General features: G+C 67.9%; 13 protein-coding genes. All 13 read right to left on the bottom strand.

Annotated features, from left to right (window positions below; all coding sequences use genetic code 11):
- Window positions 1–10 precede the first annotated feature (10 nt).
- The 13 genes from LJE69_RS09850 to cutA all read right to left on the bottom strand — a co-directional run bounded on the left by LJE69_RS09850 (window position 11) and on the right by cutA (window position 13,691).
- Window positions 11–844 carry a symmetrical bis(5'-nucleosyl)-tetraphosphatase gene (locus LJE69_RS09850; RefSeq protein WP_296924389.1) on the bottom strand — a complete coding sequence of 278 codons (834 nt, stop codon included), beginning with the start codon at window positions 842–844 and terminating at the stop codon, window positions 11–13.
- A 330-nt stretch (window positions 845–1,174) separates the two neighbouring features.
- A complete protein-coding gene (gene apaG / locus LJE69_RS09845) occupies window positions 1,175–1,558 on the bottom strand; it encodes a Co2+/Mg2+ efflux protein ApaG (RefSeq protein WP_296924387.1) in 384 nt (127 codons plus the stop codon).
- A 23-nt stretch (window positions 1,559–1,581) separates the two neighbouring features.
- Window positions 1,582–2,355 (bottom strand): acyl-ACP--UDP-N-acetylglucosamine O-acyltransferase, encoded by a 774-nt coding sequence (gene lpxA / locus LJE69_RS09840; protein WP_296924385.1) that lies wholly within the window; start codon window positions 2,353–2,355, stop codon window positions 1,582–1,584.
- Between the two features lie 203 nt (window positions 2,356–2,558).
- Entirely contained in the window at window positions 2,559–4,127 is a 1,569-nt protein-coding gene (purH, locus tag LJE69_RS09835) for a bifunctional phosphoribosylaminoimidazolecarboxamide formyltransferase/IMP cyclohydrolase (protein ID WP_296924383.1), read from the bottom strand.
- Between the two features lie 289 nt (window positions 4,128–4,416).
- A complete protein-coding gene (locus LJE69_RS09830) occupies window positions 4,417–4,746 on the bottom strand; it encodes a helix-turn-helix domain-containing protein (protein ID WP_296924381.1) in 330 nt (109 codons plus the stop codon).
- The gene (dusB, locus tag LJE69_RS09825; RefSeq protein WP_296924379.1) at window positions 4,743–5,765 is read right to left on the bottom strand and encodes a tRNA dihydrouridine synthase DusB; all 1,023 of its coding nucleotides are present in this window, start codon (window positions 5,763–5,765) and stop codon (window positions 4,743–4,745) included. Before dusB ends, LJE69_RS09830 begins: the two co-directional genes overlap by 4 nt.
- 382 nt (window positions 5,766–6,147) lie before the next feature.
- A complete protein-coding gene (prmA, locus tag LJE69_RS09820) occupies window positions 6,148–7,077 on the bottom strand; it encodes a 50S ribosomal protein L11 methyltransferase (RefSeq protein WP_296924377.1) in 930 nt (309 codons plus the stop codon).
- A 445-nt stretch (window positions 7,078–7,522) separates the two neighbouring features.
- Entirely contained in the window at window positions 7,523–8,863 is a 1,341-nt protein-coding gene (gene accC, locus LJE69_RS09815; RefSeq protein ID WP_296924375.1) for an acetyl-CoA carboxylase biotin carboxylase subunit, read from the bottom strand.
- Window positions 8,860–9,318: an acetyl-CoA carboxylase biotin carboxyl carrier protein gene (gene accB, locus LJE69_RS09810; protein WP_296924373.1), complete on the bottom strand. Its 459-nt coding sequence runs from the start codon at window positions 9,316–9,318 to the stop codon at window positions 8,860–8,862. Before accB ends, accC begins: the two co-directional genes overlap by 4 nt.
- An 86-nt stretch (window positions 9,319–9,404) precedes the next feature.
- Entirely contained in the window at window positions 9,405–9,854 is a 450-nt protein-coding gene (gene aroQ / locus LJE69_RS09805; protein ID WP_296924372.1) for a type II 3-dehydroquinate dehydratase, read from the bottom strand.
- Between the two features lie 425 nt (window positions 9,855–10,279).
- A complete protein-coding gene (locus LJE69_RS09800) occupies window positions 10,280–10,843 on the bottom strand; it encodes a TlpA disulfide reductase family protein (protein WP_296924370.1) in 564 nt (187 codons plus the stop codon).
- Complete coding sequence (dsbD, locus tag LJE69_RS09795; RefSeq protein WP_367114653.1) at window positions 10,840–13,233, bottom strand: protein-disulfide reductase DsbD; 2,394 nt, start codon at window positions 13,231–13,233, stop codon at window positions 10,840–10,842. The genes LJE69_RS09800 and dsbD overlap by 4 nt, the downstream gene beginning before the upstream one ends.
- Before the next feature lie 116 nt (window positions 13,234–13,349).
- Window positions 13,350–13,691, bottom strand: coding sequence for a divalent-cation tolerance protein CutA (cutA, locus tag LJE69_RS09790; RefSeq protein WP_296924366.1), 342 nt, complete (start codon window positions 13,689–13,691; stop codon window positions 13,350–13,352).
- Window positions 13,692–13,790: the final 99 nt, after the last annotated feature.

The raw sequence follows: 13,790 nt of genomic DNA, 5'->3' as shown, positions 1-13,790 counted from the left end.
GCGGGCGCACTCAGCCCGGTGTCTGATGGCCCTGGCAGTCGAGGTCGTAGACCTTGATGGGCCGCTTGCGGCGGATGCGCACGGCGGTCAGGCGTCCACCCCAGACGCAGCCCGTGTCCAGCGCCCAGGCGTTGTGCTCGGCCGCGTAGCCGAGCGTGGACCAGTGGCCGAAGACGATGCGCGTCTCCCGGCTCGCCCGGCCCGGTACCTTGAACCAGGGGAGGGCGTGTTCCGGCTGGCTGCCCGGCAGGGCGTCCTCGTGCAGCAGGAGGCGGCCGTCGATGTTGCAGTAGCGTAGGCGCGTGAAGCAGTTGGTGATGAAGCGGAGCCGATCGGTGCCGCGCAGGTCGTCCGACCACAAGTCCGGCTCGTTGCCATACATGGCGTGCAGGAAGTCGGCATAGCCGGGGCCGCGCAGCTCCACCTCCAGCTCCGCCGCACAGGCGCGCGCCTGGGTGAGGTCCCACTGCGGCGGCAGACCGGCGTGGACCATGGCGAAGCGCTTGTGGTCGCTGTAATGCAACACGGGACGATGGCGCAGCCAGTGCAGCAGCTCATCGCGGTCCGGGGCGTTCAGCACCTCGTCCATGGTGTGGCTCTTCGCCCGCCGGTGATTGCCGGCGGCGAGCGCGAGCAGGTGCAGGTCGTGGTTGCCCAGCACCACGACGGCCCGCTCGCCGAGCGCTTTGAACCAGCGCAGCACCGCAAGCGAGCCAGGCCCGCGGTTCACCAGATCGCCCACCGACCAGAGCTTGTCGCGGGTGGGGTCGAACTCGATGTGGTCCAGCAGCCGCCGCAACTCGTCGTAGCAGCCCTGGATGTCGCCGATGGCGTAGGTAGCCATATCAGATTCTAAGGGAGGCCATTCGTCGGTTGGCTGGCGGACGTCGAGGTTGCCGCCAAATGGTGGATGGGCGCACTAGTGCAGCGTTTCACCTAACTTTGCCTTCGTTGTCGTTGTCGTTGTCGTTGTCGTTGTCGTTGTCGAGTATCCGATCACGACCACGACCACGAACGAGCAGAGACTTCGACCTGGTTTCGCGGCTCCGGCATCACCCGGGTTGACGCCTGCAAAATTGGCTGAAACGGGGCCGAGCGCCGAGCACCGAGGGCCAAGGTGCTGGATTCCGTGGGCAGCTCGACGCACCTTGCAGGGCACTCCCCCGCGAGGCAGTTAGTGCAGCCGGCCCCGGTCGCCCAAGGAGAACGGCGCGATTTCCGCGTCGAATCGGGTGCCGTCGTCGGCCAGCATGTCGTAGCTGCCGTGCATGCTCCCCAGTGGGGTCGCAAGTTGCGTGCCGCTGGTGTATCGGAAAGACTCGCCGGGCTGGAGGTGCGGCTGCTCCCCGACCACCCCGGCACCGCGCACTTCCTGCACCTTGCCGTCGGCATCGGTGACGATCCAGTGCCGGTTCAGGAGCTTCGCGGGGATCTCGCCCGTGTTGCGGATGGTGATGGTGTAGGCGAAGACATAGCGGCCATCTTCAGGAGCGGACTGCTCGGCGATGTAGTCGCTGACCGCGCTGACTTCGATCCGGTAACGCTCTTCGGTTGCCATCTGGGGCTCCCGTGACTGGTGGTTCAGACAAAGCCGGTGATGCCGCGCTCGGAGCCGCGACAGAAGGCGACGATGGTATCCGTATCCGGCCCCGGCAGCTCCTGCTCGGCGCGGGCCAGAGCCTCGGCCAGGCGCAGACCGGAGTGGAACAGCAGCTTGTAGACGGCCTTGATGTGCGCCCGGCGTGCGGCGTCGAAGCCGTTGCGCTTCAGCCCCACGAGGTTGAGGCCGACGATGCGCGCGCGCTGGCCGTTGGCGATGACGAACGGCGGCACGTCCTTGGGCACGCCGCTGACACCACCGAGCATGACGTAGGCGCCGATGCGGCAGAACTGGTGCACCGCCACCTGGCCGGATACGAACACATGGTGGTCCAGCTCCACGTGTCCCGCCAGGGTGGCGGTGTTGGCGAAGATGTTGTCGTCGCCCACGGTGCAGTCATGGCCCACGTGGCTGTGGGCCATGAAGAAGTTGCGGCTGCCGATGCGGGTGCCGGCCTCGGACTTGATGCCGTGGCTGATGTTGACGCCCTCGTGGAACCTGTTGTCGTCGCCGATGGTGAGCGGCCTGGCCTTGGCGGGGGTGTAGCCAAGGTCCTGGGGGTCTGACCCCAGCGTTACGCCATGGCAGACCCGGTTGTTGCGCCCGAGTCGCGTGTGGCCGTAGACGCGCGCGCAGCTTTCCACCACGCAGCCCTCGCCCAACACCGCGCCCGCCTCAACGATGGAGTAGGGGCCCACCCGCACGCTCTGGTGCAGCTCGGCGCCGGGCTCGATGATGGCGGTGGGGTGGAGCATATGAGGGGCTAGGGGCTGGGGGCCTAGTGCACAAGTCCCGAGACCGTCTCGGGTCGTTGTCGTTGTCGTTGTCGTGGTCGTAATCGTGATCTCCACCGTCCGGATATTCGATTACGACCACGACCACGACCACGGGGGAGCCCGGTTTCGGAATTTCCGCAGCGAAGCACTAGTTGCCGGCTCCTAGCTCCTAGCCCCTGATTTTAGTGGCGGAAATGCCGCATGCCGGTGAAGACCATCGCCATGCCGTGCTCGTCTGCGGCAGCGATGACCTCCTCGTCGCGCATGGAGCCGCCGGGCTGGATCACGGCCGCGATGCCGTTGGCGGCGGCCTGGTCGATGCCGTCGCGGAACGGGAAGAAGGCGTCGGATGCCATCACCGCGTCCTGTACCGCGAGCCCGGCCTGCTCCGCCTTAATGCTGGCGATGCGTGCGGAGTTGACCCGACTCATCTGCCCGGCGCCGACGCCGATGGTCTGCGCATCGCGTGCGTAGACGATGGCGTTGGACTTGACGAACTTGGCCACGCGCCAGCCGAACAGCAGGTCGCGCATCTCCTGCTCGGACGGTGCGCGGCGGGTCACGACCTTGAGCTCGCCGGTGAGGGCCAAGTCCGCGTCCTGCACCAGCAGGCCGCCCAGGACGCGCTTGTAGTCCATGAAGGGGGCGACCTCATCGCCCCAGGCACCGCAGGCGAGGAGCCTCACGTTCTTCTTGGCGGCGACGGCCGCCGTGGCGTCGGGTGTGACGGAGGGTGCGATGATCACCTCCACGAACTGGCGCTGCACGATGGCCTCGGCCGTCTCGGCGTCGAGCTCGCCATTGAAGGCGATGATGCCGCCGAAGGCGGACTCCGGGTCGGTGGCGAAGGCGCGCTCGTAGGCGTGCTTCAGGGTTTCGCCATAGGCGACGCCGCAGGGGTTGGCGTGCTTGACGATGACGCAGGCGGGGCCGTCGGAAAATTGCTTCACGCACTCTAGAGCGGCGTCGGTGTCGGCGATGTTGTTGTAGCTGAGTTCTTTGCCCTGAAGCTGCTCGGCGCCGGCGACGGAGGCCGGCGGCACCTGGCGCGCGCTGTAGAAGGCGGCCTGCTGGTGCGGGTTCTCGCCGTAGCGCATGGGCTGGCGCTTGTGGAACTGGAGGTTGAAGGTGCGCGGCCAAGCCTCGGGCTTGTGCTCCGGGTGCTCGAGGATGCTGCCGAGGTAGTTGGCGATGGCGCCGTCGTAGGCGGCGGTGTGCTCGAAGGCCTTCACCGCCAGGTCGAAGCGGGTGGTATCGCTGACCGCGCCGTCGTGGTCGGCCATCTCGGCGAGCACGCGGGCGTAGTCGGCGGCGTCCACGACGACGGTCACCGCGGCGTGGTTCTTGGCCGCCGCGCGCAGCATTGCCGGGCCGCCGATGTCGATGTTCTCGATGGCGGTGGGGAGGTCGCAGTCGGGCTTGGCGATGGTGGCCTCGAACGGATAGAGGTTCACCACCACCAGGTCGATGGGCTTGATCTCGTTCTCGTGCATCACCGCGTCGTCGATGCCGCGGCGGCCGAGGATGCCGCCGTGGATGCGCGGGTGCAGCGTCTTAACCCGTCCGCCCATGATTTCCGGGAAGCCGGTGTGGTCCGAGACCTCGGTGACGGGGATGTCGGCATCGGTGAGCAGCTTGGAGGTGCCGCCGGTGGAGAGGATCTCGACACCGCGCTCGGTCAGTGCTCGGGCGAAGTCGGCGAGGCCGGTCTTGTCGGAGACGCTGATCAGGGCGCGTCGGATGGGTTGCATGTAGGGCCTCGCGATGTTGGTTCGGTAGGCGCGGTGTCTGCTGCGGTCGCCGGGTCGCGCCGACATCGCCGGGGTGCCCGGTGCATCGCACTGGCCGGTTGGGCTATGCGTGAGACGCCGCGAATGGCGCGAGCCTATGGTTGCGGATCGGTGCCGCGTCCGGCGGGCAGCGCGCTGCTGGAAGGGGAATTATGCCACCGCGGAACCCGCGCCGCAGAGGGGCGCCTGCACCAACGGCAGGTCCTTGCGGCGGCGGTCAGCGGTGGTGAGACGGGAGGGGCAGGTGGCCTCAGCCCTTTGTCTGCGGTGTTTCGGCATAGCAGGCAAGCTTCTTGCGGAGCGTGCTGCGGCTGATGCCGAGTATGCGGGCCGTGACCGATTGGTTGTTGTTGGTGCTCTCCAGCACCGTCTCGATGAGGGGGCGCTCCACCTCGTCCATCACCAGACGGTGCAGACCCTGCACCTCTTGGCCGTCCATGTTGCGCAGGTAGACGCGCACGGCGGTGCGCACGCATTCGCGCAGCGGCTCGCCTCGACTCATCTGAATCACGGTCAGTCCTTCCCGATGTGCTTCCCGATTGTCCACTTGCGCAAGCTCGGCGGCTGTTGCGCTGCTCATGCTGCATCCTCCAGGGGCCGCAGCCCGTCGAACAGGCTGCGGACCAATTCGGTTTGTCGTTGAGTCGTCTCGGCCCGGTTGATGCGGGCCAGGATTTCGTTGCGGCATGGGTCGTCCCCGGGCCATTGTCCGCGCAGGTACCAGCCGATGTGCTTGCGGGCGATGCGCGGGCCGCGGGCGGTGCCGTAAAGGTCGTATAGCGCATCCAGGTGGCCAAGCAGGGTCGCGCAAACCCATGCCGGTGTCGGCGGTGGCAGCCGCTCGCCCGTGGCAAGGTAGTGGCTGATCTCACGGAACAGCCAGGGGCGGCCCTGCGCCGCGCGGCCGATCATCACGGCGTCGGCGCCGGTGTAGCCGAGCACCCATCGGGCCCGCTCGGGCGAGTCGATGTCGCCGTTGGCCACCAGCGGCAAGTCGGTCTCGGCGCGCAGCGCCCGCAGACTGTCGAATTCAGCCAAGCCGCTGTAGCCGCAAGCGCGGGTGCGTCCATGCACCGCCAGCATGGCGATGCCGGATTCCTTCGCGATCTTAGCGATGCGGCGCAGGTTGCGCGTCTCGGGCGACCAGCCGGTGCGGGTCTTCAGCGTCACGGGCACGGGCACCGCATTGACCACGGCCGCCAGGATGCGCGCCACCAGCGGCTCGTCGCGCAGCAGCGCGGAACCGGCGGCCACCTTGCAGACCTTCTTTGCCGGGCAGCCCAGGTTGATGTCGATGATCTCGGCCCCCTGGTCCACGCTGGCGCGAGCGGCCTCGGCCATCCAGGCGGGATCGCTGCCCGCGATCTGCACCGCAATCGGGCCGGGCTCGCCGCGGTGGTCGGCGCGCTCGCGGCTCTTGCGCGAGCCGCGCAGCGCCGGGTTGGCGGAGAGCATCTCGGACACCGCGAGCCCCGCGCCCAGGCGCCGGCAGAGGCTGCGGAAGGGCCGGTCGGTGATGCCGGCCATAGGAGCCAGAATGAGCCGGTTCTCGATCTCTACGTTACCAATCCTTAGCGGATCGCCCCAGGTCGAAGGCAAGCATTCTATCTTTGCTTCACGTAAGGGTGTGGCTGTCAGGCAATTTGATGACTCAGCCTTTAAGGGTACGCCCGATACCCCATCGGGGTTAGCGCAGGGCCGCACGGCGGCGGTTGCGTCGCCATTGGAGTACGGGCGCGTCGGCAGGGCTGGCATGGGTCACCGAGGAGGCGGTGCTAAGAGCCGAAATTCTAGCCAAACTCGCGCGCCGGCACAGTGCCGTGCATCACTGCATATGCCCGAATTTCACCGACAAATGCACCTAATGTGCACTGCCAAGTGCACATCGTATTGATTTTTGGTAATTAGTGTCGACGCGACAGGGTGTTTGTCGTCAATTCGTGAACGACAGGCCGCAACCCCGTGCAGGTCGCACGCGGGGTCAGCGCCGCCGGCCGGTGATCAGCGCCCAGCCATCGCAGGTCTCAGGATAATTCATCAGGAAATGCCCCCCATAGGCATCAGTGATGCGCTGCGCCTGATGACACAGTATGCCCGAGAGACCGATCGTCGCGTCCGGCGCCGCCAGTGCCGTGAGCGTTGGTGCCAGCTCCAACAGCGGTCCGGCGAGAATGTTGGCCACCACTACGTCGGCGGGCGCGTCGGGCGATTGCTCGGGACGCAGCACGGAGAGTCGCTCCAGCACGCCGTTGCCGCTAGCGTTGTCCACCGTGGCCTCGAGCGCCTGCGGGTCGTGGTCGACGGCGATGGCGGCCGCGGCGCCGAGCTTCAGCGCGGCAATGGCGAGAATGCCCGAGCCGCAGCCGTAGTCCAGTACCCGCTTGCCGACCAGGTCCAGCCCGTCCAGCCAGGTAAGACAGAGCGCAGTGGTCGGGTGATGACCGGTGCCGAAGGCGAGCCCGGGGTCCAGATCGACAACGACGCCGGTCCAATCGGTTGCCCCAGCCTCGGGCGGGCGTTGGCCGCGCGGGCAGACCCAGAGCCGCCGGCCGAAGCGGGTGGGGTGAAACTCCTCCAGCCAGATTCGTTCCCAGGGGCGATCCTCCAGGCGGGTGACGCCGGGCGGGAACAACGCCAGCGCGGCGAGCCGCTCGGCGGCCTGCCGCGCCGCGCCGGCGCCCGCATCGTTGTCCTCGAACAGCGCGGTGACGCGGATCTGCTGCCACAACGGCTGGGTGGCGGGCGCGGGCTCCCAGACGCCGCCCGCGATCGGATCGGCCGCGCCGCCGGTGGGTGTCTCCTCGGCGCCGTCATCGATGGTGACGGCCAACGCGCCGGTCTTCTCCAGCACCGACTCTACCGGCTCGGCGTGGTCGCGGTCGACAATCACTGTGAGCTGCAGCCAGGGCATGAATGAGGGGCTAGTAGGGGCCAGGGTAGGGGGACTGGTGCAACAGCAAGTCCCGAGACCGTCTCAGGTCGTTGCCGTTGCCGTTGCCGTAGTCGTAATCGTGGTTCCAACCGTGCGGAGATTCGATGACGACTCCGATTAGGACAACGCGGGAGTTCGGTCTCGGCATTTCCGCGCTGGTGCACCAGGGGTGAGTCCGGGTACCGGGCGCAGCGCGTGGCACCTAGTGCATTGATGCGGAAGTATTGAGACCACTCTCAACGCCGCCCGCGGCGCTGATCCGTGTCGACCTGGAGGCCGAAACTCCGGCCGACACTCTGGCCGCAGGTCGCGATGGCCGGAGTGTCGCCCTCCAAGGCGACGCTTGCTCGCGCCGGGCAGCGAGCGGTATCGACAATTCCAAGGCCGTGCACTAGTCCCTTGCCTCTAGCCCGTAGTCCCTCATTTAGAGGCCGAGCTTCTTTTCCAGATAGTGGATGTTGGCGCCCCCCTGCTGGAAGGCGGCATCCTTCATGATCTGGCGTTGTAGCGGGATGTTGGTGTCGATGCCTTCGATGATCGTCTCCCGCAAGGCGTTGCACATGCGTGCCAGTGCCGCCGGGCGATCCTCGCCGTGGGCAATGAGCTTGCCGATCATAGAGTCGTAGTAAGGCGGCACGACATAACCGGCGTAGATGTGCGTATCCATGCGAATACCGGGGCCGCCCGGCGCATGGAACTCCTCAATGCGCCCGGGGCTGGGACGGAAGGTCTCCGGATGTTCTGCGTTGAGGCGGCACTCGATGGCGTGGCCGCGCCAGGTGATGTCCTCCTGGCGGTAGCGTAATTGCTCGCCGGAGGCCACCAGGATCTGCTCCTTGACGATGTCGACGCCGGTGATCATCTCCGTCACAGGGTGTTCCACCTGGACGCGCGTGTTCATCTCGATGAAGTAGAACTCGCCGTCCTGGTACAGGAACTCGAAGGTGCCGACACCGCGGTAGCCGACCTTGCTGCAGGCCTCGGCGCAGCGACCGCCGATGAAGGCACGCTGCTCCGGCGTGATGCCGGGTGCCGGGGCCTCTTCCACCACCTTCTGGTGGCGGCGCTGCATGGAACAGTCGCGCTCGCCCAAGTGGATGGCGTTGCCGTACTGGTCGGCCAGCACCTGGAACTCCACGTGGCGTGGGTTCTCCAGGTATTTCTCCATGTACACGGTGTCGTTGCCGAAGGCGGCGCCGGCCTCGGCCTTGGTGAGCGAGATGGCGTTCAGCAGTGTGGCGTCGGAGTGCACCACGCGCATGCCGCGTCCGCCACCGCCACCGGCGGCCTTGATGATCACCGGGTAGCCGATCTCGCGGGCCAGCTCCAGCGTGCGCTTGCTGTTGCTGTCGAGCGGCCCGTCGGAGCCAGGCACGCAGGGCACGCCGGCCTGTTTCATGGCCTTGATGGCGGAGACCTTGTCGCCCATCAGCCGGATGGTGTCGGGCTTGGGGCCGATGAACACGAAGCCGGAGCGCTCCACGCGCTCAGCGAAGTCGGCGTTTTCGGACAGGAACCCGTAGCCCGGATGGATGGCGACGGTGTCGGTCACCTCCGCCGCGCTGATGAGGGACGGGATGTGCAGATAGCTGTCCCGCGATGGCGCCGGGCCGATGCAGACGGACTCGTCGGCAAGCAGCACGTGCTTCAGGTCGCGGTCCGGCTCCGAGTGCACGGCGACGGTCTTGATGCCGAGCTCGCGGCAGGCGCGCTGAATGCGCAGCGCGATCTCGCCGCGGTTGGCGATGAGGATCTTCTCGATCATTCGATGACGAACAGCGGCTGGTTGTACTCCACGGGTTGGCCGTTATCCACCAGGATACGGCGCACGACGCCGGCCTTCTCGCACTCGATCTGGTTCAGGATCTTCATCGCCTCGATGATGCACAGCGTGTCACCGAGCTTGACGTCCTGGCCCTCCTCGACGAACGGTTTGCTGCCCGGCGATGGCGCCCGGTAGAAGGTGCCCACCATGGGCGAGCGCACCAGCGAGCCCTCGTCCACCTCCGGCTCGGCGGTGCTCGCCGCGGCCGCTGTCGCGCTGGCGGCCGGCGCCGCGGCGGGTGCCGCGGGGGCAGCCGGCGCCTGCATCATCATCGGCATGGGCATGCTGCCGTGGCGGCTGATGCGCACGGACTCCTCGCCTTCGTGGATCTCGATTTCGGCGACGTTGGATTCTTCTAAGAGCTCGATGAGCTTCTTGACCTTGCGGATATCCATTGGGCGGTTGTTCCGGGTCTTGGGCCTTGGTGATGCGTTGTGCGGGCGGCGGCACTGGGCTCGGCGGGGTCGGCGACGGCCTGGGCCTAGGCGCCGCGTCCGTCCAGGCGGCGCATGGCGGCGGTGAGCGCCAACTCGTAGCCGATGGCGCCGAGGCCGCTGATGGTGCCCTCGGCGATGTCCGAGAAATACGAGTGCGCGCGAAACGGCTCGCGGGCATGGATGTTCGACAGGTGCACCTCGATGAACGGCAGCCGCACGCCCAGCAACGCATCCCGGAGCGCGACGCTCGTGTGCGTGAAGCCAGCCGGGTTCACCAGCGCGAAGGCGACGCCCGCGGCGCCCGCGCGGTGCACGCAGTCGATGAGCGCGTGCTCGGCGTTGCTCTGCTCCAGCAGCAGCTCATGGCCGGCCGCGGAAGCCATGGCCGTGAGCCGTGCGCCGATGTCCGCCAGGGTGTCACGGCCGTACTTGTCCGGCTCGCGGGCACCGAGCAGGTTCAGGTTGGGGCCGTTGAGGCACAGAATCTTGGACATGCTTGGGCGGTTGGGGCTGTGGCGCTTGGAACTGGGATGCCTGGAACTGGGGTGTCGCACGCGGATCGGATCAGCCGGGCGTGGCGGCGCGAGTCACTGCGCCCGGCAGCCGAGGCGCCTCTGCGCAGGCTCGTCTCTCGGGTCTGCTTATTGGGCGCGTTCAAGGGGCACATGTTGGGGCGCGGTCCGGCACATTTCGGCGCATTCCGCCAAAGTCCGGCGCATTCAGGCCGCACCAGTGGTCCGGCAAGCACGGACCGGCTACCGTGCGCCGGAAAAGCGTCGTCTTCGGGGCGGTAACTGCGGCGATCGGGCGACAAGCGCACCGCTCAGTCAATCTCGCACACTCTAAGGCAATTGCGGCGGGATTACAAAGACCGGGCTACTCGGGTTTCGGCGCAGATGGCCGCGGGTTTCCCCCCAGATCAGCCGGGTTCGGCCTGGAGCAGCGGCAGAATGCGCTCGCGCACGTCCGCCGGCGTGATTTCGCCGGTATGGCTGTAGACGCGCCGGCCAAGGGCGTCGAAGACCACCGTGAAGGGCAGGCCGCTGGTGCGGTTGCCGAGCCGCCGAGAGAGCTCCACGGTGTCCGCGCCGCCCAGCACGATCTGGTAGTCCACCCGGTTCTCCCCGAGGAAGCGCTGCACCTCATCGGGCGCGTCGATGGCGACGCCCACCACCTTGAGGCGCCCTGGATCGACGCCCCGTTGCAGCTCGTCGAGCATCGGCATCTCCTTGAGGCAGGACGGGCACCAAGAGGCCCAGAAGTTCAGCACCACAACCTTGCCGGCCCAAGCGTTGCTGGCGACTTCCTGCCCCGAAAGGTCCGGCAGGCGCAGGTCAGGCAGGGTGGCGATGCGGCCGTCGTCCTGGCGGCCGCCGCCGAAGTCGAGGTCATGCCGCGCGAACCAGCGCTCGCCGAACAGCGCGGCGCCGATGCTCAGTGTGCCGGCGAGAATGGTGACGACCAGTACCTTTGCCGGATTCATGGAGCAACCTCGTTGAGGTGAGCCGCAAAGTCATTCGCGGGCACGAAGCCCACCAGCCGATAGCCGCGCAGCTCGGTGCCGCTCGGGTCGAAGAACAGCATCGCCGGCGGGCCGGGGATGCCGAAGCGCTCCTGCATCAGCGCCTTGTCCTCGGCGTCGTTGGCGGTGACGTCGGCCTGCAACAGCACGAACTTGTTCATGGCGGCGATGACATTGGGGTCAGGGAAGGTGTAGCGCTCCATCTCCTTGCAGGACACGCACCAGTCGGCATAGAAATCCAGCATCACCGGCTTGCCCGCGGCGCTTGCGCTGGCGAGCGCCTGGTCCAGGTCGTCGACGGTCTTGATGCGCCTGAACTCCGCCTGTGCCGCCGTCGCGCCACCGCCGCCCGCGGGCACCAGGCCGCGCAGCGGCTGGATGGTGTCCTTGCCGCCGGCGGCGGCGCCCACCAGCATCAGCACGCCATACACCAAGAGCGCCAGGCCCAGCGCCTTCCACAGCTTGGTCCAGCCGCGGGACGCCGGCGTCAGCGTGGTGAGTGCGCCCATGTAGACGCCGGAGGCGATGAGCAGCAGCGCCCACAGCACCATGGATGCGGCCGCCGGCAGCACCCGCTCCAGCAGCAGAATGGCCACCGCCAACAGCAGCACGCCGAACACGGCCTTGACCGCGTCCATCCAGGCGCCGGCGCGGGGCAGCAGCTTGCCGGCGGAGGTGCCGATCACCAGGAGCGGCGCCCCCATGCCGAGCCCCAGGCCCAGCAGCGCAAAGAAGCCGAGCACCGCGTCGCCGGTCTGGCCGATGAAGATGAGCGCGCCCATCAACGGCGGCGCGACACAGGGACCGACGATGAGCGCAGACAGCGCGCCCATGATGGCCGCGCCGGCCAGGGTGCCGCCCTCCTGCTTGTTGCTGATCTCGGTGAGCTTGCTCTGCCAGCTGCTCGGCAGTTGCAGGTCGTAGAAGCCGAACATGGACAGCGCCAGCGCGACGAAGACTGCCGCGAAGGCGCCCAAGAGCCAGGGGTTCTGGAAGGTGGCCTGCAGGTTCGCGCCGAAGAGCCCGGCGATGACGCCCACCACCGCGTAGGTGAGCGCCATGGCCAGCACGTAGGCCAGCGACAGGAAGAACGCCTTGCGGGTGGTGATGGTCTCCCCCTGGCCGGCGATGATGCCCGACAGGATCGGGATCATCGGGAAGACGCAGGGCGTGAAGGCCAGCAGCAGGCCGAGGCCGAAGAAGATGGCCATGGCGCCGAAGATGCCCGTCTCGGCGAGGCGCGCGGCGATCTGGTCCTGCTCCGAGATGCGCCTGCCGGCGGGTGCTGCCTGGCTGCCGCCACCAGCGCTGGCAGAGGCGCTGTCGTCACCGCTGCCGCCCGAGCCGCCGCCGCTCGTGCTGGCGTTCTCTTCCGCGGGCGCCGCCTGCGCCAGCGCGACCGTCGCGCTCGCCGCCGGCAGCGCCAGGGGCACGCGCTCGGTCACCGGCGGGTAGCAGATGCCGCGCTCGGCGCAGCCCTGGAATTTGGCCACCAGGGTCACGTCGGTGGGCTCGGCGCTGCCGCGCTCGAGCGGAAGGTCCAGGTTTACGGTGCCGTGGTAGATAGCCTCATCGCCGATGCTGCCGTCGGGGCGCACCGTGTCGTGCTTGATCTCGGCCTCGGGAAGCTCGTACTCGCCAAGCTGCACGCCCTCGGCGTCCTGCAGCGCCAGCTCGATCTTCTCCTGGTACATGTAGGTGCCGGGCGCGATGTCCCAGGTAAGCTGGAGCCGGTCCGGTGCGGCCACCTCCGCGCTGAAGCGGAAGGCCTCCTCGGCGGGCAGGATGTCGTCCTCCATGCCGAGCCCGAGGGACTGGGCGACGCCGCCGCCTTTGCCGGAGCCGCCGGCCAGCGCCTGCGCCATGGATTGCGGTGGCGACGGCTCGGCCGGCTCGGCCGGCTCGGGCTGGACGGCCGCGGCGCCGGTCTGGGTTGCATCGGTGTCCACCGCCGCGAGCTTCGGCAACTCCAGCAGGATGCGCTGCTGCTGCGGCGGATAGCAGAGTCCGGCGTCGGCACAACCCTGCGACTTGGCCTCGATGGCCACCATGTTGCCGGCGTTCGCGCCGCGCTCCACCGGCACGCGGGCCTCGACGTGGTCGCGGTAGATCTCCACGTCGCCGAAGAACTCGTCGTGCTTGGTCTCGGCCGCCGGCAGGTCGGGGTGCCCGAGCGCGATACCGGGGCTCTCGCTCCGGAAGCGGAACTTGCTCCGGTACAGGTAGTAGCCGGGCTCGATGTTCCAGCGCACGACCACGGCTTCCGGCCCCGCCGCGGTGCCGGAGATACGGAACGCCTGATCGGGTTGCAGGAAATCGTCCTCGGCGGAGGCCGCCGCCGGCAGCAGCATCAGCGCCGCGAGCAGGATCGGAAGCAGCCGCGGCAGCGTTGCCGTTGGGGCGCGCGGGCTCCACCGCGTCGGCCAGTGCGTGCGCCGGTGTTGCGGCCGCCTCGGCCCGGCGGCGATCAGGCTTGTGTTTTCGTGCATTGTCGAACCCAATCGAGGTAGTCGTCGTTGCCGGCGGAGATGGGGTGGCAGATCACCTCCGGCACGTCATAGGGGTGTCGCTCGCGGATGTGTGCGATCAGCGCGTCCACACGGGCGGCGCTGGTCTTGATCAGCATCAGCAGCTCTTCGTCGCGCTCGATGGCGCCCTGCCAGCGATAGACGGAGCGCACGCTCGGCAGGATGTTGACGCAGGCGGCCAGCCCTGCTTCGACCAGCTCGCCGGCGAGGGATTCCGCGGTGGCCGCATCCGGGCAGGTGCAATAGGCGACGTAGACCTTGGCGGGATGCTCGGCGGACATGGGCACAGACTCCGCTGGTTGGGCTGCTGCTTCGTGGACCGATAATGGCCGGCGCCGCTCGCCTGTTGGCTGATTCGGCGGCGAGGCCGGCACGCACTG

It is taken from the genome of Thiohalocapsa sp. (genome assembly GCF_022340605.1).
In the GTDB taxonomy this organism is placed as follows: Bacteria; Pseudomonadota; Gammaproteobacteria; order Chromatiales; family Chromatiaceae; genus Thiohalocapsa.
Note: the sequence above shows the minus strand (reverse complement) of the source record. Positions and strands in the feature narration are given on the sequence as shown.